General features: G+C 70.2%; 22 protein-coding genes and 1 riboswitch. Of the genes, 10 read left to right on the forward strand and 12 right to left on the reverse strand.

Annotation, left to right across the window (positions count from 1 at the left end; all coding sequences use genetic code 11):
* Window positions 1–43: 43 nt before the first annotated feature.
* Genes Ate02nite_RS13200 through Ate02nite_RS13220 form a run of 5 tightly spaced genes read left to right on the forward strand, consistent with a single transcriptional unit; the run spans window position 44 to window position 3,390 of the window.
* Complete coding sequence (locus Ate02nite_RS13200) at window positions 44–664, forward strand: transporter (RefSeq protein WP_203804853.1); 621 nt, start codon at window positions 44–46, stop codon at window positions 662–664.
* Complete coding sequence (locus Ate02nite_RS13205) at window positions 661–972, forward strand: transcriptional regulator (RefSeq protein WP_203804855.1); 312 nt, start codon at window positions 661–663, stop codon at window positions 970–972. The genes Ate02nite_RS13200 and Ate02nite_RS13205 overlap by 4 nt, the downstream gene beginning before the upstream one ends.
* Entirely contained in the window at window positions 969–1,847 is an 879-nt protein-coding gene (locus Ate02nite_RS13210; protein ID WP_203804857.1) for an ABC transporter ATP-binding protein, read from the forward strand. The genes Ate02nite_RS13205 and Ate02nite_RS13210 overlap by 4 nt, the downstream gene beginning before the upstream one ends.
* On the forward strand, window positions 1,835–2,575 hold the full coding sequence (locus Ate02nite_RS13215) for an ABC transporter permease (protein ID WP_203804859.1): 741 nt from the start codon (window positions 1,835–1,837) through the stop codon (window positions 2,573–2,575). The genes Ate02nite_RS13210 and Ate02nite_RS13215 overlap by 13 nt, the downstream gene beginning before the upstream one ends.
* A gap of 50 nt (window positions 2,576–2,625) precedes the next feature.
* Window positions 2,626–3,390, forward strand: coding sequence for a VOC family protein (locus tag Ate02nite_RS13220; RefSeq protein ID WP_203804861.1), 765 nt, complete (start codon window positions 2,626–2,628; stop codon window positions 3,388–3,390).
* A gap of 3 nt (window positions 3,391–3,393) precedes the next feature.
* Here the strand turns inward: Ate02nite_RS13220 and Ate02nite_RS13225 are convergent, their stop codons facing one another.
* The 6 genes from Ate02nite_RS13225 to mqnE all read right to left on the reverse strand — a co-directional run bounded on the left by Ate02nite_RS13225 (window position 3,394) and on the right by mqnE (window position 8,424).
* Entirely contained in the window at window positions 3,394–4,155 is a 762-nt protein-coding gene (locus tag Ate02nite_RS13225) for an ABC transporter ATP-binding protein (protein WP_438871198.1), read from the reverse strand.
* A 116-nt stretch (window positions 4,156–4,271) separates the two neighbouring features.
* Window positions 4,272–5,321 carry a FecCD family ABC transporter permease gene (locus tag Ate02nite_RS13230; RefSeq protein ID WP_203804865.1) on the reverse strand — a complete coding sequence of 350 codons (1,050 nt, stop codon included), beginning with the start codon at window positions 5,319–5,321 and terminating at the stop codon, window positions 4,272–4,274.
* Window positions 5,318–6,244 (reverse strand): ABC transporter substrate-binding protein, encoded by a 927-nt coding sequence (locus Ate02nite_RS13235; protein ID WP_203804868.1) that lies wholly within the window; start codon window positions 6,242–6,244, stop codon window positions 5,318–5,320. The genes Ate02nite_RS13230 and Ate02nite_RS13235 overlap by 4 nt, the downstream gene beginning before the upstream one ends.
* 106 nt (window positions 6,245–6,350) lie before the next feature.
* A riboswitch (cobalamin riboswitch) is annotated at window positions 6,351–6,413 on the reverse strand.
* A 37-nt stretch (window positions 6,414–6,450) separates the two neighbouring features.
* Entirely contained in the window at window positions 6,451–6,774 is a 324-nt protein-coding gene (locus Ate02nite_RS13240) for a DUF4229 domain-containing protein (RefSeq protein WP_203804871.1), read from the reverse strand.
* A gap of 13 nt (window positions 6,775–6,787) precedes the next feature.
* Window positions 6,788–7,219 (reverse strand): hypothetical protein, encoded by a 432-nt coding sequence (locus tag Ate02nite_RS13245; protein ID WP_203804874.1) that lies wholly within the window; start codon window positions 7,217–7,219, stop codon window positions 6,788–6,790.
* A gap of 35 nt (window positions 7,220–7,254) precedes the next feature.
* On the reverse strand, window positions 7,255–8,424 hold the full coding sequence (mqnE, locus tag Ate02nite_RS13250; RefSeq protein WP_203804877.1) for an aminofutalosine synthase MqnE: 1,170 nt from the start codon (window positions 8,422–8,424) through the stop codon (window positions 7,255–7,257).
* Between the two features lie 273 nt (window positions 8,425–8,697).
* Between mqnE and Ate02nite_RS13255 the strand changes: the two genes are divergently transcribed.
* From Ate02nite_RS13255 to Ate02nite_RS13270, 4 genes are all read left to right on the forward strand, one after another.
* The gene (locus tag Ate02nite_RS13255) at window positions 8,698–10,278 is read left to right on the forward strand and encodes a C40 family peptidase (RefSeq protein WP_239147360.1); all 1,581 of its coding nucleotides are present in this window, start codon (window positions 8,698–8,700) and stop codon (window positions 10,276–10,278) included.
* Window positions 10,279–10,437: 159 nt separating this feature from the next.
* The gene (locus tag Ate02nite_RS13260) at window positions 10,438–12,114 is read left to right on the forward strand and encodes a hypothetical protein (RefSeq protein ID WP_203804905.1); all 1,677 of its coding nucleotides are present in this window, start codon (window positions 10,438–10,440) and stop codon (window positions 12,112–12,114) included.
* A 242-nt stretch (window positions 12,115–12,356) separates the two neighbouring features.
* Window positions 12,357–14,069 (forward strand): DEAD/DEAH box helicase, encoded by a 1,713-nt coding sequence (locus tag Ate02nite_RS13265; RefSeq protein ID WP_239147361.1) that lies wholly within the window; start codon window positions 12,357–12,359, stop codon window positions 14,067–14,069.
* An 85-nt stretch (window positions 14,070–14,154) separates the two neighbouring features.
* On the forward strand, window positions 14,155–14,778 hold the full coding sequence (locus Ate02nite_RS13270; protein WP_203804911.1) for a putative glycolipid-binding domain-containing protein: 624 nt from the start codon (window positions 14,155–14,157) through the stop codon (window positions 14,776–14,778).
* On the opposite strand, the gene Ate02nite_RS13275 is transcribed toward Ate02nite_RS13270, so the two are convergent.
* On the reverse strand, window positions 14,768–15,220 hold the full coding sequence (locus tag Ate02nite_RS13275; protein ID WP_203804914.1) for an Lrp/AsnC family transcriptional regulator: 453 nt from the start codon (window positions 15,218–15,220) through the stop codon (window positions 14,768–14,770). The genes Ate02nite_RS13270 and Ate02nite_RS13275 overlap by 11 nt on opposite strands.
* 210 nt (window positions 15,221–15,430) lie before the next feature.
* On the opposite strand from Ate02nite_RS13275, the gene Ate02nite_RS13280 reads away from it, so the two are divergent.
* Window positions 15,431–15,706 (forward strand): BldC family transcriptional regulator, encoded by a 276-nt coding sequence (locus Ate02nite_RS13280; RefSeq protein ID WP_203804916.1) that lies wholly within the window; start codon window positions 15,431–15,433, stop codon window positions 15,704–15,706.
* Here the strand turns inward: Ate02nite_RS13280 and Ate02nite_RS13285 are convergent.
* Genes Ate02nite_RS13285 through Ate02nite_RS13305 form a run of 5 tightly spaced genes read right to left on the reverse strand, consistent with a single transcriptional unit; the run spans window position 15,679 to window position 20,316 of the window.
* Window positions 15,679–16,317, reverse strand: a complete 639-nt coding sequence (locus Ate02nite_RS13285; RefSeq protein ID WP_203804933.1) for a UbiX family flavin prenyltransferase — start codon at window positions 16,315–16,317, stop codon at window positions 15,679–15,681. The genes Ate02nite_RS13280 and Ate02nite_RS13285 overlap by 28 nt on opposite strands.
* Before the next feature lie 17 nt (window positions 16,318–16,334).
* A complete protein-coding gene (locus Ate02nite_RS13290) occupies window positions 16,335–17,444 on the reverse strand; it encodes a hypothetical protein (RefSeq protein ID WP_203804935.1) in 1,110 nt (369 codons plus the stop codon).
* On the reverse strand, window positions 17,425–17,940 hold the full coding sequence (locus tag Ate02nite_RS13295; protein ID WP_203804947.1) for a SigE family RNA polymerase sigma factor: 516 nt from the start codon (window positions 17,938–17,940) through the stop codon (window positions 17,425–17,427). The genes Ate02nite_RS13290 and Ate02nite_RS13295 overlap by 20 nt, the downstream gene beginning before the upstream one ends.
* A gap of 31 nt (window positions 17,941–17,971) precedes the next feature.
* Complete coding sequence (gene mqnP / locus Ate02nite_RS13300) at window positions 17,972–18,859, reverse strand: menaquinone biosynthesis prenyltransferase MqnP (protein ID WP_203804950.1); 888 nt, start codon at window positions 18,857–18,859, stop codon at window positions 17,972–17,974.
* On the reverse strand, window positions 18,856–20,316 hold the full coding sequence (locus tag Ate02nite_RS13305; RefSeq protein ID WP_203804964.1) for a menaquinone biosynthesis decarboxylase: 1,461 nt from the start codon (window positions 20,314–20,316) through the stop codon (window positions 18,856–18,858). Before Ate02nite_RS13305 ends, mqnP begins: the two co-directional genes overlap by 4 nt.
* Window positions 20,317–20,374: the final 58 nt, after the last annotated feature.

Genomic DNA, 20,374 nt, shown 5'->3' on the forward strand with positions numbered 1-20,374 from the left:
TATGGCAAAAACCTCTTTGACTTTGTGTTGTAAAGTTCTTTGCATGGACCCCGAGGATGACCAGGCACCCGCCGATCCGCTCGCGCTGATCGAGCGGGAGCGCGCCAATCTCGTCCGCCAGATCGCCCCGGACCCCCGGTTGATGTATTGGCCGTGGGGCTTCGCCTGGCTGATCGGCTTCACCCTGTTCTTCCTGCGCTACGGCCCCGACGGCAGGGTCTACGTCGACCTGCCCGACTGGTTGCCGCTGGTCGTGCTGATGTTGCTGTTCATCGCGGCCGGCATCACCACCGGCTTCGCCGGCAGCCGGTCGGTGCGGCGCACCAGCGGACCGACCTCCCGGGCCGGCCGGCTTTACGGCATCTCCTGGTCGATCTCCTTCTTCAGCCTCTCGGTGCTCTTCGGGCGGATCGCCAACGATCTGTCCGAGGCGCAGGCCGGCCTGCTCTGGGCCGGCGGCATGGTCGCGCTCACCGGCACGCTGCACATGGCCGGCAGCGCGATCTGGCAGGACCGTCAGCTGTTCGTGCTCGGCGCCTGGACCAGTTTGATCAACATCCTCGGCATCGCGGCCGGCCCGGGCTGGCACTCGCTGATCGTGGCGGTCGGCGGGGGCGCCGGCATGATCGTGGCCGGCTTCCTGGGCTGGAGGCGGCTGCGGTGACCGAAACCCCCGAGCTCGATCCGGTCATTCACGCCCAGGCCCGGCTGCGGGTGGTGTCGGCGCTGTCCGCTCTGCGCGACGACGACAAGGTCACGTTCCCCTGGCTGCAGGAATCGCTGGGGATGACCGCCGGCAACCTCTCGGTCCACCTGCGCAAATTGGAAGACGCGGGCTACGTCGAGGTCACCAAGACCCACCAGGGCCGCACGCCGGCCACCCTCCTCCGCCTCACCCGCCGCGGCCGGCTCGCCTTCGAGGAATACACGGCCGCCCTGCGGGCCCTGCTCGACCCGGGAGCGTCGTCATGATCCTCGCCCGTGCCGTCGACGTCAGCCGCCACTACGGCGACACCGTCGCCCTCGACCACGTCTCGCTCGACATCGCGGCCGGCGAGATCGTCGGCCTGCTCGGCCCCAACGGCGCCGGCAAGTCCACCCTGATCAGCCTGCTGACCGGCACGCGCAAGCCCAGCTCCGGGCACGTCGAGCTGCTCGGCGCCGACCCGCGCCGGCCGGCGAGCCGGCGCCACCTCGGGGTCACTCCACAGGAGACCGGGCTGCCCGGCACGCTGCGCGTCGGCGAGGTCGTCGACTTCGTCCGGGCGCATTACCCCGATCCGCTGCCGCGCGCGGAGCTTCTCTCCCGCTTCGGGCTGACCGATCTGGTACGCCGACAGACCGGTGGCCTGTCCGGCGGGCAGAAGCGGCGGGTCGCCGTGGCGCTGGCGTTCGCCGGCCGGCCGAAGATCGTGTTCCTGGACGAGCCGACCACCGGGCTCGATGTCGAGGCCCGGCGAGCCCTCTGGGACGGCGTCCGCGAGTTCCACGCCGAGGGCGGCACGATCGTGCTGACCAGCCACTACCTCGAGGAGATCGAGGCCCTGGCCCGGCGCGCGGTGGTGATCGGGGGTGGCCGGGTGCTGGCCGACGACACCATCGACGCCGTGCGCGGTCTGGTCGCCGTGCGCCGGGTCAGCCTGACCTCACCCGTACCGCTGCCGGATCTTGATGGGGTGACCGCGACCGACCGCGAGGGTGACCGCTGGCACCTGCTCAGCCCCGACGCGGATCGGCTGGTTCGCGACCTGGTCGCGGCCGAGGTGCATTTCACCGACCTGGAAATCCGCCGCGCCTCGCTGGAGGAGGCGTTCCTGCGCCTTTTGGAGGAACCGTGTCCGGTCTGACCCTCACCCACGCCCGATTCCAGCTGATCGAGACGTCCCGTACTCCGATTGCGATCGCCGGCAGCGCCATCTGGCCGGCCGCGTCGATGCTCGCGTTCGTGGTGCCCTACGCCGGCGACGACCCGCATTTCGCCACGTTCGCCACCGCGTCGATGCTGACCTTCGCGGTGATGAGCACCAATCTTTTTCAGTACGGGGTGGGCGTCGCCGACGATCGCGTGCAGCCCTGGGATCCGTACGTTCGAACGCTCGCCGCCGGCGCCCTCCCCCGCTTCGCCGGTCGTCTCCTGGCCGGCCTGGCCCTGATGGCGGTGGCCCTGCTCCCGGTCGTGCTGATCTCGGCGTTCCTGACCGCGGCCACACTCAGCCCGTTCCGGTTCCTGCTCGCCGTCCTGACCACCGCGTTGATCTCGGTGCCGTTCATCCTGATGGGCCTGGCGATCGGCTACTCGCTGCCGCCCAAGGCGGCCGTGGTGGTGGCGCAGGTGCTGTTCCTGCCGCTGGCCTTCGGCGGCGGGCTGATGACCGCGCCCAACTGGGCGCCCGGCATCGTCGAGACCGTCGGGCCCTACCTGCCGACCGGTGCCGCGGTCCGTCTGATGTGGACGGCCGTGGGCGAATATCCGTTTAGTCCGACCTCGGTAGTGTCCTTGATCACATGGACGATTGCCCTGGCTGGGGTGGCTTTGTGGGCCTATCGGCGGGACGAGGGTCGTCGGTTCAGCTAGAACATCGACACTTAAGACCGATCAAAGATTCACAGTGCGACCATCCGTAGATGACCACCGCATCGACGCCTGGCTTTCCCACGTGGGTTGATCTGGGGACCGCCGATCTCGAGGATGCGAAGCGCTTCTACTCCGGACTGTTCGGGTGGACCGCGGACGTGGCCGGCGAGGAATTCGGCGGATACACCACCTTCATGCTCAACGGCCGCCCGGTAGCCGGGGCCGGCCCCCTCTACGGCGAGGGCCAGCCCACGGCCTGGAGCACCTACATCGCCACCACCAACGCCGACGCGATCGCCGATCGGGTGGCCGTGGCCGGCGGGAAGGTGCTGGTGGCCCCGTTCGACGTGCTCGATCAGGGCCGGATGGCCGCCTTCCTCGACCCGTCCGGGGCCCCGTTCAGCGTCTGGCAGGCCGGCACCATGCGCGGCGCCGCCATCTTCGACGTGCCCGGCTCGCTGACCTGGAACGAGTTGAACACCCGCGACCTGGACGGGTCCCGGGTGTTCTACGGCTCGGTGTTCGGCTGGCAGTTCCGGCACAGCTCGATGGGCAACCAGCCCTACCTGGTGGCGAAGCTGACCGAGACGCCGATCTGCGGGATCCAGCCGATGGCGGCGGCCGACTGGCCGGTCGACATGCCGGCCCACTGGATGGTCTATTTCGCGGTGCAGGACTGCGACCGCACCGCGATGCACGTGCGGTCGCTGGGCGGCCAGGTGCTCCAGCCACCGACAAACCTGCAGATCGGCCGGTACGCCGTACTGGAAGATCCGCAGGGCGGCATGTTCGCGATCCTGGCCTCCCAGGGGTGATTCTCAGCCGCGGGTCGGGACCACCAGCGGGCCATGCTCGCCCTCGATGACCCGCACCCGTACCCGGTAGTGCTCGGCCAGGTTCTTCTCGGTCAGCACCTCGGTCGGCGAGCCGGACGCCACCACCCGGCCCGCCGACAGCAGGACCATCCGGTCGGCGTACTCGCCGGCGGTCGTCAGGTCGTGCATGGTCGCCAGCACGGTGAGCCCGCGTTCGGCCCGCAGCCGGTCCACCAGCTCCAGCACCTCCTGCTGATGCCCGATGTCGAGCGCGCTGGTCGGCTCGTCCAGCAGCAGGATGCGGGCACCCTGCACCAGCGCGCGGGCGAGGAAGACCCGTTGCCGCTCGCCCCCGCTGAGCGTGTCCAGCCGCCGTCCGGCAAAGCGCTCCAGGTCGAGCTCGCCGAGCACCTCGTCGACGGCGGCCAGGTCGGCGGCCGACTCCCGGCCGAGTGGCGGCACATAGGGCGTGCGCCCGAGCAGCACGTAGTCGAAAACCCGCATGGCTGGCGGCACCACCGGTGATTGAGCGACGGTGGCGATCGTCTTGGCCCGCTCCCGCCGGGACAGCCGCTCGACCGCGGTCCCGGCCAGCTCCACGCTTCCCTCGAACGGCAGCAGCCCGCCGATGGCCCGCAGCGCGGTCGACTTGCCGGCCCCGTTCGGCCCGATGACCGTCACCCACTCCCCGGCGGCGACGTCCAGGTCGACCCCGTCGACGATGAGCGTCCGCTCGAGCCACACGCGCAGCCCGCGAACAACGATGGCCACGCCCACCGCTCCCGCGCCTTCCTCTCCCGGGCCGTCGGCTGCGGCGTCGTCGGTCGGCGTCAAGCCGCCGGACATTCCTGGCTGGGCCGGCTCTCGGCCGGGGCGGCGCTTCACGGCGCGGCCGTTCGGGTCGTGCGCAGGACGACGATGAAGAACGGGGCGCCGAAGAACGCCGTCACCACGCCGATCGGGATCTCGGCGGCGCCGCCCGCGGTGCGGGCCAGCAGGTCAGCGAGGGCCAGGAACGCGCCGCCGAACAGCACCGACAGCGGCAGGATCGAGCGGTAGCTCGGGCCCGCCAGCAGCCGCATCGTGTGCGGGACGATGATGCCGACGAACCCGATCAGCCCGGAGACCGACACCGCCGCCGCGGTGCCGAGCGAGGCCGCGACGATCAGCAGATAGCGGCTGCGCTGCGGATGCAGACCGAGGCTGCTCGCCTCCTCGTCACCGACGGTGAGAACGTCCAGTTCACGCCGCTGCGACAGCACGATCGCGCCGGTCACCACCGCGTACGGCAGGATCATCAGCACGTCGTGCCAGCCCGCGGTGGCCAGCCGGCCCAGCAGCCACGAGTAGACCTCACGCAGGGTGTCGACGTGCCGCTGCATAACGTACGTCTGGGCGGCCGCCAGGAACGACGAGACCGCCACCCCGGCCAGGATGAGCGTGGCCGGCGACCGGTCGCGACCCCCGGCCGCACCGAGAAGCCAGGTCAGGGCCGTCGCGATGAGCGCGCCCGCGAAGGCCGCCACCGGCACCGCGATCGGCAGATTGGTGGTGGCGTCACCGGTGCCGGCCCGGAACGCGATCACCACGGTCACGCCCAGTCCGGCCCCGGCGGCCACCCCGAGCAGATGCGGATCGGCCAGCGGGTTGCGGAAGACGCCCTGGTAGGCGGCACCTGCCAGGGCCAGCATGCCGCCCACCAGCAGCCCGAGAATCACCCGCGGCAACCGCAGTTCGGTGACGATCGCGATCTCACGCTCGGTGAGTCCGCTGTGGAGGCGTACACCCGGAATGAGGTTGAGTAGTTCGGCCGCGACCCCGGCCGGAGGGAGCGGGACCGAGCCGAAGGCGAGGCCGGCGACCAGCGCGAGCAGCACCGCGAGAAGGCCCGCTGCGAGCCACGCCGGTTTAAGGCCGGCAGCCCGGGTCACGCTGGGACCTTGACCACCGCATCGGCCACGGCCTGGACCAGATCAACGGTACGGGGACCCCAGCGCGAGGCGATGTCGTCGTCGAGCGGGTAGATCTGACCGGCCTTGACCGCCGTGATCGTCTTCCAGCCGGTGCGGGCCGCGATGGTCTGCGCACTCTGCTGGCAGCACTTGCTGTCGGCCAGGAAGATCGTGTCCGGGTTCGCCGTGATCAACGCTTCCGCGGCGAGCTGCGGATAGCCGCCCTTGCTCCCGTCCGGGTCGGCCGCGTCGGCCACATTGGTCATCCCGAACTTCGCGAAGATCGAGCCGACGAACGTCTTCGAGGTGACCGAGTAGAGCGTCGGGTCGAGCTCGTAGTAGTAGCTGAGCGCCGTCGCCCGGGCCGGCACCCCCTTGACGATCTTGTCGATCTGGGTGCTCATCTGCTGGTGCAACGCCTCGGCCTCGGTCGCGTGCCCGGTGAGCGTGCCGAGCTGCCCGATCTCGGCGTAGGTGTCATCCACGCTGGTCGCGGCCGGGGTGAGGAAGGTCGGGATCTTCAGCGCGCCGAGCTGCGCGACGATCTTGTCGGTGTCGTTGGAGAGCACCACCAGATCGGGGTTCTGCGCGGCGATCGCCTCGGCGTTCGGCTTGAACCCGGACAGGCTGGTCTTGGGCGCGTCGGCCGGATAGTTCGACTGGTCGTCGACCGCCACCACCTGCGGCCCGGCCCCGATCGCGAACAGCATCTCGGTGGCGGTCGGCGTCAGCGACACGATCCGCGCGGGTTGCTTGTCGAGGGTCAGCTGCCCGACCGTGACCGGATAGGACGCCCCCGCACTCGGCGCCGAGGTAGCGGCACTCTCGCCGTCGCCACCCCCGCACCCTCCGGCGAGAAGCAGCGCAGCGGCAGTCACAGCCGCGGTAAGCAGGCGTTTCATAGGGTCCTCCAGTCGGCCGATGCTCGCCGACAGAACCTGGTGACCCCGGCCCGCCCGCGAGGCGCCCCTCTCCGAGAGCGCTTCTTCGCGACCGGCGTCCAGGCGACCTGGCTAGACCTCAATTTCCAAGGACATCACAGTTGCGGGACAGCGCCGGTTTCCCACCGGCTTCGCTGAGACGCGGTCCCCCGCACGCTATCCCACACTTACTTCTTCTCGTCGGCGGTGGCCGGCTCTGCGTCGGTGGGCTCCTGGACGGTTGCCCGGTCGCCGGCGGCTGCGGCGTCCTCGTCGCCGGCCAGGGCGGCTCGCAGGCGTTCCTTCTCCTCGCTGCGGCGGGTCGACGCGCCGGCCAGTTGCTCGCCCATCTGGTTGCGCCAGTCGGACAGCAGGAAGTAGGAGAGGATCGCCGAGACCAGCAGGGCGATCATCGCCCTGACCAGGATGTTCAGCGGGAGCGGCAGGAGCAGCACGAAGATCAGCACGAACAGGCCCAGGCGGCCCAGCGTGTACTTGACGGCGGGACTCATCTCTCTCTTCTTCCTAACCCGCGCGGTGGCTCAGCCACCGGAGGCCGTAGAACCAGACCAGGCAATAGACCACGGTGAGGCCGGCGGCCCCGGCCAGGCCGCTGACCAGCGCGGGGAAGACCGGCGCGGCGACGCCGACGAGGCTCATGCCGACGGCCAGGCCGAAGCCGGCGCCCAGCACGGCCACCACCACGCGGTAGGGACCGCTTTCGCGCGCGGCCCGGAACTCCTCGGTGAACAGCCACAGTGGCAGGATCAGCGCCAGCCAGCCGCTCGTGCCGCCGAACTCGGAGACCCTGGTCAGCGACAGGATCGCCTCGAAAGCCAGCAGCAGGACGGCGCCGATGACCAGCCCGGCCAGCGCGGTTCCCAACAGGTCGCCGATGGTGGCCAGGCGCCCGGTGGGGTCGCGGCGCGGACGCCGCTCACTCTTGGTCTCGGTCATGACCCCATGAGGGTACGCCGTGCCGAGATGTCCCCTTACGCCCAGACCGTGGCCGGCTCGCTGCGGCGCGATGCCAGTGACGGGGCCCGGTCGTACTCCCGGACCACCTCGTAGCGGGTGTTGCGCTCGACCGGCTGGAAACCGGCGTCCCAGATCAGGTCGAGCAGGTCGTCGCGGTGCATGGTGTTGGGCGTCCCATAAGAGTCGGCGTCGTGGGTGATCTTGTATTCGACCACCGAGCCGTCCAGGTCGTCGGCGCCGAAGTTGAGTGAGAGCTGGGCGACCGACAGGCCGTGCATGACCCAGAAGTTTTTCAGGTGCGGCACGTTGTCGAACATCAGCCGGGACACCGCGAACGTCTTGAGCGACTCGGCCGGCGCGGCCATCCGGGTGCGCTCCTGGATGCGGTTGCGGATCTTGCCGTCCTGGGAGTCGACGAAGTCGTGCTGGTAGCGCAGCGGGATGAAGACCGAGAAGCCGCCGGTCTCGTCCTGCAGCTCGCGCAGGCGCATCACGTGGTCGACCCGGTGCCGCGGCTCCTCGATGTGGCCGTAGAGCATCGTGGCCGGCGTCTTCATCCCCTTCTCATGAGCGAGACGGTGGATGCGCGACCAGTCCTCCCAGTGGCAGTTGTGGTCGACGATGTGCTGCCGGACCTCCCAGTCGAAGATCTCGGCGCCGCCGCCGGTCAGCGACTCGAGACCGGCGTCCATCAGCTCGTCGAGGATCTCGGAGGCGGGCAGGCCACTGATCTTTTCGAACCACTGGACCTCGGTGGCGGTGAAGCACTTGAGCTTGACCTGGGGCAACGCGGCCTTCAGCTCGCGCAGCACCTTGGGGTAATAGCGCCAGGGCAGGGTCGGGTGCAGGCCATTGACGATGTGCAGCTCGGTCAGCTGCTCGTCTTCCATCTCCTTGGCCTTGCGCACGGCCTCGTCGATGCGCATGGTGTACGCATCCTTTTCGCCCGGTTTGCGCTGGAAGGAACAATATGCGCAGCTTGCCGAGCAGACGTTGGTGAGATTGAGGTGCCGGTTGACGTTGAACATCACCCGATCACCGTTCATCTCGGTGCGCTTGTGGTGAGCCAGCCGGCCCAGCCAGGCGAGGTCGTCCGACTCGTAGAGCGCGATGCCGTCCTCACGAGTCAGCCGCTCACCTGCGTAGACCTTGGCCTCGAGCTCGCGTTTGTGCCCGGCATCCATCTGTGCCCCTTCCCTTAACTCGTCGTTGAGCCTACGTCCCACCCCCGACAAGAACACGACCGCAGGGTTTGCCAGGCGGTCCAGCTCACGCTGTCGTTCTTCGGATTCCCAGCCTTCTTTCATCTGTGATCAATCGACAGCCGTATGAGCAATGAGGTAAGCCTTTAGAGGGACGAAAAGTGGCGAGCGATCGTCACGGACGGGGAGCACATGGCTACTGGACGTCACGGAGACCGGCGAATCCGCACGGCGCGCCCTTGGTGGCGCCCTGTCGTGCTGTCCGCTGCTGCCACCGCCGCCATCGCCGCCCTGTTCAACCCGGTTCCCGCCCTGGCCGCGCCGGCCGTGCCGCAGGTGCCGGTCGCGCCCGCGGTGCCCGACGTCGGCTCCCGGCCGATGGCGCTCGGCACCCTGGTGCTGCCCGGTCAGACCGCGAGCACCACGCCGATCGTCTCGCCCACCCTGACCGGCTCCGCGACCAGCCCGGTCCTGCAGAAGATCGAAAAGGGCCGCGCCGAGATCGCCACCATCGGCGACGACCTGATCCAGCTCGGCCAGGACCGCGATCTCGCGGAGACCCAATATCAGGCGACCGAGAAGCGCTACGACGACGCCGCCTACACCCTGCAGGAAGCGCGCACCGCCGCCGCGAGCGCGGCCGCCCAGTCGATGATCGAGGCGGCCGGTCTGCCGCCCGGCTCGTTCGACCCGGGCCTGGCCGGTCTCGACGACCTGGCCCGCCTGCAGCGCGGCGACGCCTCCACCGAGCAGGCCACCGCCCGTCAGATCAGCTCCGCCGAGACCGCCGTCCAGCTCACGCTCGACCAGGAGACCCTGGCCAAGGAGCACTGGAACGACCTGGTCGGGCAATACGCCAAGCTCAACACCCAGCTCGGCAAGAAGCAGACGGCGCAGCAGAAACTCGAGCTGGCCAACGCGGTCGAGCTGAGCGCGGCCGAGACCAGCGAGACCATCGCCGACAGCGCGCTCGGCGCGCAATACCTCGCCGGCGCCGAGGCCGGCCGCGGTTCCGACCCGCGGGCGATCCAGGCGTTGGAGTACGCCTTGGCCCAGCGCGGCGACCCGTACGTGTGGTCCGAGGAGGGCCCGGATCAGTACGACTGCTCCGGCCTGATGTACGCGGCTTACCACTCGGTCGGTTTCCCGCTGACCCGAGTCTCCCGCGATCAGTACTGGCAGACCCGCAACAAGGTCGTCGACCGCTACTCTCTGCTCCCCGGTGACCTGCTCTTCTTCAGCTACTCGAACAGCTGGCGCGGCATCCACCACGTCGCGATGTACGCGGGTAACGGCATGATGGTCGAGGCTCCGCGCACCGGTCTCAACGTGCGGCTGACCCCGGTTCGCTGGTCGCGGCTCTTCCAGGCCACGCGCATCTTCGGCTCGGTCGAGGGCACCACCGAGGGCCCGGTGCTCGGCTCCCCCGACCCGGAGCCGAACGAGCCGACGACGCCGACCACCACCCCGGCGACCACGCCGGCCACGACGCCGGCGACCACGCCCACCACCTCGCCGACGACGAAGCCGACTACGAGCCCGACGACGAGCCCGACGACGGCGCCGACCACCCAGCCGACGACGGCGCCCACGACTCAGCCGACCACCGCTCCGACCACGCAGCCGACGACGGCGCCGACCACCGAGCCGACGACGGCCCCGCCGCCCACCGAGGCGCCTACGACCGCGCCGACCACCACGGCGCCGGCGACCGAAGAAACGACCAAGCCGGCGACCAGCACCAGCACCAGCTCGGCCACCGCGGCCGAGCAGACGACCCAGTCGAGTAGCGCCCAGCAGTCGACGGCGACCGCTTCGTCCGCATCCGCGAACTGACATCAGCCACTGGGCGGCAAAGATCGCCTTTTCCGGTGGTAACCGACCGGCCGCAGGCGTGGGCCGGTCAGTGCCGGGTGTGTTCACGGGCGCGGATATGGCACGGTAGGGGGCACAGCGCCCGACGTCCGAACCGTCGGTCCGCGGTCGGGAGGGTTCATGGAAGAGCGGCAGGCGACACCGGACGGCGACGGCCCCAAGCCGACGGCCGGTGGCGACCAGGAGGCGTATTCACCGCCCCCGCCGCCCGCCCCGGGAGCCCTCTGGGCCCCGTCGGCACCCACGCCATCGTCCGCGACTGCGCCGGCTGCGACCTCGCCGAGCGGGACCGAGCGGCCGGGCAGCGCGCCGGTTAGTGGTGCCGCGAGTGGCCGCGCCACCGTGGGCCGCCCGATCGGCTCGGTGAGCGCCGCCGTCCCGGTTTCCGCCAAGCCGGCGGCGAACGCCGCGGCCCCAGCGAGTGCGGCCCCAGCGAGTGCCGCGCCGGGCCGGGTCACCGGGTCCGCGCGGCCGGTCAGCCCGGCGGGTGGTGGTCTGGTGCCCGAGCGGGTCGACGGCTCGTCCCGCCAGCTCCCGGCCCAGCCCGGTGCGGGCGCGGCCCGTGCCTCGGTGCCGGGCTCGATCAGCGCAGACCCGGCCGCGGTGCGTGCCGCGACGTGGCCGAGCGGCCAGGCCAAGGTCTACGGCGGCCGCCCGGCCGAGGCCGAGGCGCCCCCGAAGCCCGCGGTCTCCTCGACCTCGATCGGCACCGCCACGGTGTCGGCCCGCCCGTCGACGGAAGCAGCGGGAGCCCCGGAAGCCAAGCCGGCCACGGAGCTGAAGCTGCCGCTGGAGAGCAGGCCGGCGACGAACACCGAGCCGGCACCGCCGAATCCGAGCGACCCGAAACCGGCCGACCCCGAGCCGTCGAAGCCGGAACCCGAAAAGCCGGAACCCGAAAAGCCAGAACCGCCGCGCCCGGTCCCGACGCCGCCACCGGCCCGGCCCCAGCCGGTCAAGCCGGCCGAGCCCGGCCCGTTCGAGCCGCCGGTGCCGTTCCCGAGCCCGGTTCCGACGCCGTTCCCGACGCCGCAGCCCAGCCCGTTCCCGCCGCCGGTTCCGGTGCCGACCCCGAGCCCGGCCCCGGGCCCCGCGCCCACCCCGCCCGGCCCGGTGCCGAACCCGGCACCGCCCAGCCCGGTGCCGCCAGGCCCCGGCCCCGCACCCGTACCCCCTGGTCCGGGCCCGTCGCCGGTACCGCCCGGCCCCGGCCCGAGCCCGGTTCCCGGTCCGCCGGGTCCGAGCCCGGTCCCCGGCCCGCCGCAGCCGCTCTTCCCGCCGCCGCCGTCGATCCCGGCCGCGTCCGGTCTGCCGACCTACACGGTGCCGCCCAGCGCCGGCCCCCGGTCGGCGGCCACCATGCCGCCGGCCAACCCATACGGGGTCGCCGGACCGGCCGCGAATACCCAGCCGTTCGGGGTAACCGCCACGCCGACCGCGCAGATAAGTTCGCCACCCGCCTACCCAGCCGGGTTCGACCCGAACGCCACGTCGGCCGTTCCGCAGCAACGCGGTCAGGTGACCGGCCCGGGCGGAACCGTCTACGGCCTCGGCGGATACGAGACAATCGACACAACGATGCCGGTGTCGATGAATCCGGTGGAGAATTCAGGCTCGCTGACCGGGCATATCCTGGCTCAGGGCTGGCACGACGAGATCGTTGACCGTCGCCGCAGCAACTTCAAGGTAGCCATCGCGATGCTGGTGGTCCTGGGCCTGCTGGTGACCGTGAGCCTGGTTTTCCTGTTCACGGCGGGCAGCGCCTTCACCGACATGATCGAGGGACTATTCAACTGAGTTTGGCGGACCGCTCCGGGCCATCTACCCTTGCGAGGTTGCACCGGGGCGGGTGAGCCTGCCCACTGCCGGGGCGGAATGCGGTCGGCGTGCTAAACGTTGAGCCGTACACTTATGACAGTTATTGAAGCGGCGTGCCTTAAACGAGCATGCCACGGGCGTTCTTGCGGGCATTACAGCGGCAGGCTGACAGCAGCCGCGGCGGGCCATTCGCGAGCATGCGCCCCCGTAGAGAGGTTCTCTTGACCACTTTCGCTGATCCCAGCACGTTCCCGTCCGTTTTCGAAGCCCCTGCCAACGCAGAGGTCCCGGCCCCGGAAGAGGCCGTTGCCCCCGAGGAGACCGCCGAGATCACCCCGGCGGCCGAGACGACCCCCACCCTGACGTTCGCCGACCTGGGCCTCCCGGCCGAGATCGTCCGCGTGCTCAGCCGTGAGGGCATCACCACCCCGTTCGAGATCCAGGCCGCGACCATGCCCGACGCCCTCGCGGGCCGGGACGTGCTCGGCCGTGGCCAGACCGGTTCCGGCAAGACCCTCGCGTTCGGCCTTCCGCTGCTCGCCCGGGTCGCGCAGGGCGGCCGGGCCAAGCCGCATCACCCGAAGGCCCTGATCATGGTGCCGACGCGCGAGCTGGCCATGCAGGTGGCCGACGCGCTGCAGCCGCTGGGCCGCTCGGTCGGTGTTTTCTTGAAGACCGCAGTCGGCGGCGTGCCGTACGACCGGCAGATGGACGCCCTGCGTCGCGGCGTCGAGGTCATCGTGGCCACGCCGGGCCGGCTGGGCGACCTGATCGAGCGCGGTGCCTGCAACCTGGCCGACGTCGAGGTCACCGTCCTGGACGAGGCCGACCAGATGGCTGACATGGGCTTCCTGCCCGAGGTCACCGAGCTGCTGGCCAAGACCCCGGAAAACGCTCAGCGCCTGCTCTTCTCGGCCACTCTCGACGGTGACGTCGACACCCTGGTCAAGCGCTTCATGCACGACCCGGTCACGCACTCGACCAACCCGGCCGAGGCCAGCGTGTCCACCATGGACCACCACCTGCTGCTGATCCCGCCGGCGGAGAAGTTCCCGATCACCGCGGCGATCGCCAACCGGACCGGCAAGACCATCGTCTTCGCCCGCACCCAGATGGGTGTTGACCGGCTGGTGGAGCAGCTGCGCATGGTCGGTGTCCGGGCCGGCGCACTGCACGGCGGCAAGACGCAGCGGGTTCGCACCCGCACGCTGGCCGAGTTCAAGGAAGGCCGCACCAACGTTCTGGTGGCCACCGACGTGGCGGCTCGTGGCATCCACGTCGACGGCATCTCGCTGGTCGTGCACGTCGACCCGCCGAAGGACCCGAAGGACTACCTGCACCGCGCGGGTCGCACCGCTCGGGCCGGCGAGTCCGGTGCGGTGGTGACGCTGGTTCTGCCGAAGCAGCGGCGCAGCACGCAGGCGATGATGGGCAAGGCCGGCGTCGCGCCGGCCGAGGTCCGGGTTCGCCTGGGCGACGAGAAGCTGGCCGAGGTGACCGGGGCTCGTGAGCCCAGCGGCATCCCGGTTCCGGAGGAGCCGGAGGCTCGCCGCGAGCGCAGCGAGCGCCCGCGTGGTCGTTTCGGTGACCGCCCGCAGCGTTCCTACGGCGACCGCCCCCAGCGGTCGTACGGTGACCGCCCGCAGGGTTCCTACGGTGACCGGCCGCAGCGCCCCTACTCGGAGCGTCAAGACCGGCCCGAGCGTTCGTACGGCGACCGGCCCACCACCGGCGACCGGCCCTTCGGCGGCGACCGGCCCACCAGCAGCGGCGACCGGGCCACCAGCGGAGACCGGCCGCGCGGAGACCGGGGCACCTTCCAGCCGCGTAACGGCGAGCGCACCGGCGGCTTCCGCCGGGACGCTCCGCGCAACGACCGGCGCGAGGGCACCGGCGGCCGCTTCGGCTCGGCCCGCCCGGCTCGCACCTACTGATAGACGCAACTGAACGAGGACCCCGGCACGGGAACGTGCCGGGGTTCTCTGTTGTGGAGCGGTCGCGCAGGGTAGAGGTAGAGGTATGCCGCTGCCTGATTCGCTCTTCTGGGAACGCAAGGACGCGACCGGCGCCGAACATGCCCTGGTCGACCCGCGGAACGGCCTCTATGCCCGGGGCACGATCCTGGCGGTGAAGCCGATCGCGTACACCTGCCGCTACGAATTGCGTACCGATCCGGGCTGGGTGAGTGCCCACCTGGATGTCACCACCGAGGGTGCGGGCTGGACGCGCAGCGTCCGCCTCGAGTTCGCGGCCGGCCGATGGCGGGCGGTGACCGCCGAGCAGGGCAATCTGGACGCGGTGCTGTCGGCCGCCGGCCATGCCGGCGCCGGTCTGCCGGGCCTGGAGGATTCCGATCAGCTGTACGGGGCGTACGACGTCGATCTCGGCGGTTCCCCGCTGACCAACACGCTGCCGATCCGCCGGCTGGACCTGTTGAAGGCGGAGCCGAACGTGTCGCACCGGATCAGCGTGGCGTTCGTGCTGGTGCCGAGCCTGGAGGTGGTGCAGGCCGATCAGATCTACACGCCGTTGACCAAGGACCGCATCCGCTACGCGAGCGAGACCTTCAGCGCGGACCTCACCGTGGACGATGACGGCTTCGTGGTGGACTATCCGGGACTAGCCAAGCAAATCACGAGCTGAGGCCCGGCTGGGGGCGGTTCTCCCACTTCGTGCTCAGCGCGATCGCGGTGCGGGTGGACGCCACCCCCGGAGTGCGGTTGATCCGCACGATCAGCTGCTCCAGCTCGGCGATGGTGCCGACCCGCACGGTGAGCTGGTAAGACTCCACGCCGGCCATGAAGTAGCAACTCTCCACCTCGGGCATGGCGCGCACGGCGGCCAGCACGTCGTCGGTGTCGGCGCCGGAGTCCTCGATGATGCCGATCAGCGCGGTGACCCCGAGGCCGAGTGCCTCGTGGTCGACGTCGGCCCGGTACCCGCGGATGGTTCCGGCCGCTTCGAGCTTGCCGACCCGCTCATGCACGGCCGGCGCCGACAGCCCGACCTTGCGGGCCAACTCGGCGTACGACGAGCGAGCATTCTCCCGTAGCAGGTCGATGAGCCGTAGGTCGATGGAGTCCATAGCTCAGACCCTAAACGGGTGGCAGATAGTCACTCACGCCCGGTAGCGACGAATCGACGGCAGGATAACGATCACTGTCGCAATTAGGGCTTTTTCCGCATTCCAGGGACTCGGTTCCGGGGCAATGCTCTAATGGCTTTACGTCCCGATCGAGCACGCCGACACTCACCGTGATCACGGCCGCTCCAAGACCGACGCGAGGAGGGGGCTGTGGACACTGGAGATCGTCTGCTGACACCGGGCGAGGTGGCCGCGCTGTTCCGCGTCGACCCCAAAACGGTCACGCGATGGGCCGCCGCCGGGCGTATCGGCAGTATCCGCACTCCGGGTGGCCACCGCCGATTCCGCGAGTCCGAGGTCCGTGCGTTGCTCGAGGGCGACGGCGTGGTCGAGGAAATGCGCGAGGACGACGCGGCCAACCGGCCCCGCAACGCGGGCCCGAATAACCCGGGCATGGGTTACGGCCCGCCCAACGGATTGCGCTGAGCATTCAGCTCACCCTTCCAACGGGTCAAAAGCGTGTTGGGTACGCCGAGGGCGTCCAGCACCTTTCCCGCCACGAAGTCGATCAGCTGTTGTGCGGTCGCCTGCGCCCCGGCGCCATAGAAACCGGGGCTAGCCGGCAGGACGACCGCACCGGCGTCGTGCAGGGCTATCAGATGCTCGAGGTGGCTGCGGGTGACCGGGGTTTCCCTGGGCACCACCACCGTACGGCGGCGTTCCTTGAGGTTGACCTCAGCGGCCCGCTGGAGCAGGTCTTTGGACAGTCCGATGGCGATGCCGGCGCAGGCGGCCGTGCTGGCCGGCACGACCACCATGCCCTTGGCCGGGTAGGAGCCACTGCTCGGCCCGGCCGCCAGGTCACCGGCCGGCCAGTAACTCAGGTCGCCCAGATCGCGGCCGAGCCAGCCGGCGACGTCGTCCTTCCAGTGCGCGTCGCGCACGGTGGCTCCGGTCTCGTCGAGCAGGGTCAGCCGGGCCGCCTTGGAGATGACCAGGTCGATGGCTTCCCCGGCGTCGAGCAGGGCGGTCAGCACGGCTTTGGCGTACGGCGTCCCGGAGGCTCCCGAGACACCGACGACCCATGGTTCACGCATGCCTCAAGTGTGCCCGCTCAGTTCCCGCCGACCTGCGCGCTCGCCGGAAAACCGGTGCCGGCCGCGAGCCAGGTGGCCGGCCGGTCCACCGTGCCGAACCGGGCGCCCTCCAGCAGCTGGCGGAGCTGACTCTCGTCGGCCGAGTCGGGGCCGAACACTTCCAGCACGTACTTTCCGCCGGGCAGGAAGGTGTAGCAGTGCCGCGGCTGCTTCTCGACCGGGATGCCTTTGAGCCCGACCCGTTCCGGGCAGGTCACGCCGGCCCGGGGAGCCCCGTGATCGGACGCCACCGCCGGGCTCAGCCAGAGCATGAGGCCCCGGCTCCCCTTCGTGGTGCGCGGGTCCGGGTCGGGCTTGCCGATCCGCTTTACCGCCTCGCTGGCCGGCACCAATTGCGCCGAGGACAGCTGTCCCGAGCTGAACCGGCCGGCCACCTCGACGATCCGGTAGCCGGGCGGCACGTAGGAGGTCCCGAAGGCGAGCATGACCGGCTGCGAAGCGCCGGGCTGTAGCCCTTCGGCCACCTGGCGCAGCTCGGCGGGGGTGAGGGCCCACCTACCGGGGCCGTCGGCGCGGACCGTCGCGAGGGCCAGCGCACCCTCCGCGTACTCCCAGAGCAGCATCGGAGCGCCGTCGGCGTCGACCCGGTAGGCCGGGCGGCCGTGAATCGCGGACGTCGCGGTGATCTTCGCCCCGTCCAGCGTGCTACGCGGATCAATACCCGGCCGGTAGAGGGTTACCTCGCCCTCCTGGGCGTCGGACTGACCGCCCTTCTTCTCGATCATCGCGGTCTCGCCGGCCACGGTCCACCGGTACGGATCCTCGACCCGCAGCTTCCCGGTGGTGAAGCCGTGCAGCACGTAGGTGAGGTCGGGGCCGCGCACGGCTTCAGCAGACGGCGACGGTGACGGCGACGGAGAGGTCGCCGGTGCCGGGCCGGATGCCCGGCTGGTGAGTTGCGGCACCCCGATCGCGACGGCTACCGCCACCACGGCCGCAATCACCACCCCGGACCGCCGGCGGCGAAGCCGGCTCTTACCGGCCCGCACCGCGTCGTCGACGCCGTACCGCGGCGGCGGCCCGGCTTGCGCTATCTCCCGCAGTAGGTCAGGCAATTCGGGGCTCACGACGACCCTCCGTCCGCTCATCCAGATCGACTCGGAGCGCGTTGAGGCCGCGGGACGTGTAGCCCTTCACGGTTCCCTCGGGAAAGCCCAGCGCGACGGCGGTCTGCTCGACGCTGAGCCCCTCCAGGAAGCGCAGCACGACCACGGCCCGCTGCTTCACCGGGAGCCGGTCGAGGGCGGCCCGCAGGCGCAGCCTCTCGTCCACACCGGGCGTCGCGTCGGCGACGACACCGTCCGGCATGGCCGCGTGGCTGTGCGCCTGCTCCCGCCGCCACCACGGCCGCCGGGTCTCGTCGATGGCGGCCCGCACGACCACGGCCCGCGCGTACGCGTCATGGTTGTCGACGCGGTGCCACCGCCCGTAGAGCTTGGCCAGTGCGCCGAGGACCGCGTCCTCGGCGACCTGCCAGTCCCCGCAGGTGAGGTAGGCGAGCCCGCGTAACGACTCCATCCGGGCGCCGACGAACTCCCGGAACTCGGCCTCTCTGTCGCTCACGCGGATTAGACGGAGGTCACTGCCTCTGGGGTTACAAAAGCGCGAGATCGAGCAGCGCGAAGAGGAAGAGCGCGATGCCGACGAAGCCGTTGGCGGTGAAGAACGCCCGGTTGACCTTGGAGAGGTCGTTCTCGGTGACCACCACGTGCTGGTAGACGAAGGCGGCCGCGGTCAGCGCCAGGCCGATCCACCACAGCCAGCTCAGCCCGACCAGCGCGCCGAACCACACGAACAGCGCGAACGTCACCACGTGGGTGACCGTGGAGATACGCAGGGCGGTGCGCACACCCCAGCGGGCCGGGGTGGAGTGCACCCCGATCTCGCGGTCGATCGCGACGTCCTGGCAGGCGTAGATGATGTCGAAGCCGCCGATCCACAGGCCGACCGCGGCGCCGAGCAGCCAGGCCGGCCCGGAGCCCGCGAACGTGCCGGTGATGGCCAGCCACGCGCCCACCGGCGCCACCGCCTGAGCCAGCGCCAGGATGTAGTGCGGGTAGTTGGTGAACCTCTTCCCGTACGGATAGATGATCAGCGGGATCACCGCGAGCGGGAAGAGCAGCAGGCAGAGCCAGTTGAGCAGGCCGGCCGCGAGGGCCATGACGACAAGCGAGACGGCCGCGCCGGTCCAGGCGGTGCGCAGGCTGACCGCGCCGGTGACCAGCTCCCGGTTCTTGGTTCGCGGGTTGAGCGCGTCGATCTTGCGGTCGAGAATGCGGTTGGCGGCCATCGCGAACGTGCGGCCGGAGACCATCGCGATGGTGATCAGCAGCAGGTCGAGCCAGTGGATCCCGGTGCCTTCACGATCAAGAACAACAAACGCCGAGAGGTACGCGAACGGGAGCGCGAAGACCGAGTGCTCGATCGCGACCAGGCGCAGGAACGAGCCGATCTTGCCGGGTTTTTCCGCCACGGCGGTCATATGCCGTATTCCTTCCACCGCTTGTCCACCAGCGCCACCACCTCGGGCGACATGACCATCTCGTCCGGCCAGCCCCGCGTGTAGCCCTCGCTGGGCAGCTTACGGGTGGCGTCCAGACCCGCCTTACCGCCCCAGAACTGCTGGTAGGAGGCGTGGTCGAGGTGGTCGACCGGCCCCTGGGTGACAAGCAGGTCGCGGTCGTAGTCGACGTTGCCGAACGCCCGGAACGCGACCTCGGCGTAGTCGTGCACGTCGCAGTCCTCGTCGACGACCACGATGAGCTTGGTCAGCGACATCAGGTGGGCGCCCCAGATCGCGTTCATGATCTTCTGGGCGTGCTTGGGGTAGCGCTTACGGATCGAGACGATCACGCAGTTGTGGAAGACGCCGGCGGCCGGCATGTCGTAGTCGACGATGTCCGGGATCAGCATCTTCAGCAGCGGCAGGAAGATCCGCTCGGTGGCCTTGCCCAGGCCGTGGTCCTCCTGCGGCGGCTTGGACGTGATGATCGAGTGGTAGACCGGCTTCTTCCGCATGGTCATCGTCTCGATGTGCAGCACCGGGAACGGCTCGACCGGGGTGTAGAAGCCGGTGTGGTCGCCGAACGGGCCCTCCGGGTGCCGTTCGCCCGGCTCCAGGTAGCCCTCGAGCACGATCTGGGCGTGCGCCGGGACCTGCAGCGGCACGGTCAGGCAGTCGACCATCTCGACCCGCTCGCCGCGCAGGAAGCCGGCGAACAGGTATTCGTCGATGTCGGACGGCAGCGGCGCGCTGGCCGCGTAGCTGACCACCGGGTCGCAGCCGATCGCGACGGCCACCGGCAGGCGCTCGCCGAGGCGCTCGGCCACCGCGTGGTGGGCGGTCGAGTCCTTGTGGATCTGCCAGTGCATGCCGAGCGTGTTCTTCGAGTGCTGCTGCAGGCGATAGAGGCCGAGGTTGCGCTTGCCGGTCTCCGGGTGCTTGGTGTGGGTCAGCCCGAAGTTGTGGAAGATGCCGCCGTCGCCGGGCCAGACCTGCAGGCCGGGCAGCAGGTCGAGGTCGACCTCGTCGCCCTTGAGCACCACTTCCTGGCAGGGCGCGGTCTTCACCCGCTTCGGCGGCAGCGACTTGAGCTGCAGCGCCTTGCCGATTCCCTCGCGGATGCCAGACCAGCCGACCGGCAGCTCGGGCTTGATCAGCGAACCGATCCGCTCGCCGATCTCGTCGAGCGAGTCGACGCCGAGCGCCATCGCCATCCGCTTCTCGGTGCCGAACAGGTTGATCGCCACCGGCATGTCGCCGCGGGTGGGGCGCTCGAAAAGCAGGGCCGGTCCACCGGCGCGGACGGTGCGGGTCACCACCTCGCTGATCTCCAGCGTCGGGTCGGCCGGAACCGTGACCCGGCGCAGCTCACCGGCTGCCTCGAGGGTATCGAGGAAGCTCTGCAGATCGTCATAGGGGAACCCACGAGGCGCCATGGATAACAGTCTTCACCACCGGCGCCGGTTCGCCGCGTGCGGGCGATCACCGTCACTC

The sequence above is a fragment of the Paractinoplanes tereljensis genome (genome assembly GCF_016862435.1).
Classification (GTDB): Bacteria; Actinomycetota; Actinomycetes; order Mycobacteriales; family Micromonosporaceae; genus Actinoplanes; species Actinoplanes tereljensis.

Coding starts and splice junctions, on each gene's coding strand:
- Ate02nite_RS13200 (WP_203804853.1), top strand. CDS start 44: ATGGACCCCGAGGATGACCAGGCACCCGCCGATCCGCTCGCGCTGATC.
- Ate02nite_RS13210 (WP_203804857.1), top strand. CDS start 969: ATGATCCTCGCCCGTGCCGTCGACGTCAGCCGCCACTACGGCGACACC.
- Ate02nite_RS13220 (WP_203804861.1), top strand. CDS start 2,626: ATGACCACCGCATCGACGCCTGGCTTTCCCACGTGGGTTGATCTGGGG.
- Ate02nite_RS13235 (WP_203804868.1), bottom strand. CDS start 6,244: ATGAAACGCCTGCTTACCGCGGCTGTGACTGCCGCTGCGCTGCTTCTC.
- Ate02nite_RS13240 (WP_203804871.1), bottom strand. CDS start 6,774: ATGAGTCCCGCCGTCAAGTACACGCTGGGCCGCCTGGGCCTGTTCGTG.
- Ate02nite_RS13245 (WP_203804874.1), bottom strand. CDS start 7,219: ATGACCGAGACCAAGAGTGAGCGGCGTCCGCGCCGCGACCCCACCGGG.
- mqnE (WP_203804877.1), bottom strand. CDS start 8,424: ATGGATGCCGGGCACAAACGCGAGCTCGAGGCCAAGGTCTACGCAGGT.
- Ate02nite_RS13260 (WP_203804905.1), top strand. CDS start 10,438: ATGGAAGAGCGGCAGGCGACACCGGACGGCGACGGCCCCAAGCCGACG.
- Ate02nite_RS13270 (WP_203804911.1), top strand. CDS start 14,155: ATGCCGCTGCCTGATTCGCTCTTCTGGGAACGCAAGGACGCGACCGGC.
- Ate02nite_RS13275 (WP_203804914.1), bottom strand. CDS start 15,220: ATGGACTCCATCGACCTACGGCTCATCGACCTGCTACGGGAGAATGCT.
- Ate02nite_RS13285 (WP_203804933.1), bottom strand. CDS start 16,317: ATGCGTGAACCATGGGTCGTCGGTGTCTCGGGAGCCTCCGGGACGCCG.
- mqnP (WP_203804950.1), bottom strand. CDS start 18,859: ATGACCGCCGTGGCGGAAAAACCCGGCAAGATCGGCTCGTTCCTGCGC.
- Ate02nite_RS13305 (WP_203804964.1), bottom strand. CDS start 20,316: ATGGCGCCTCGTGGGTTCCCCTATGACGATCTGCAGAGCTTCCTCGAT.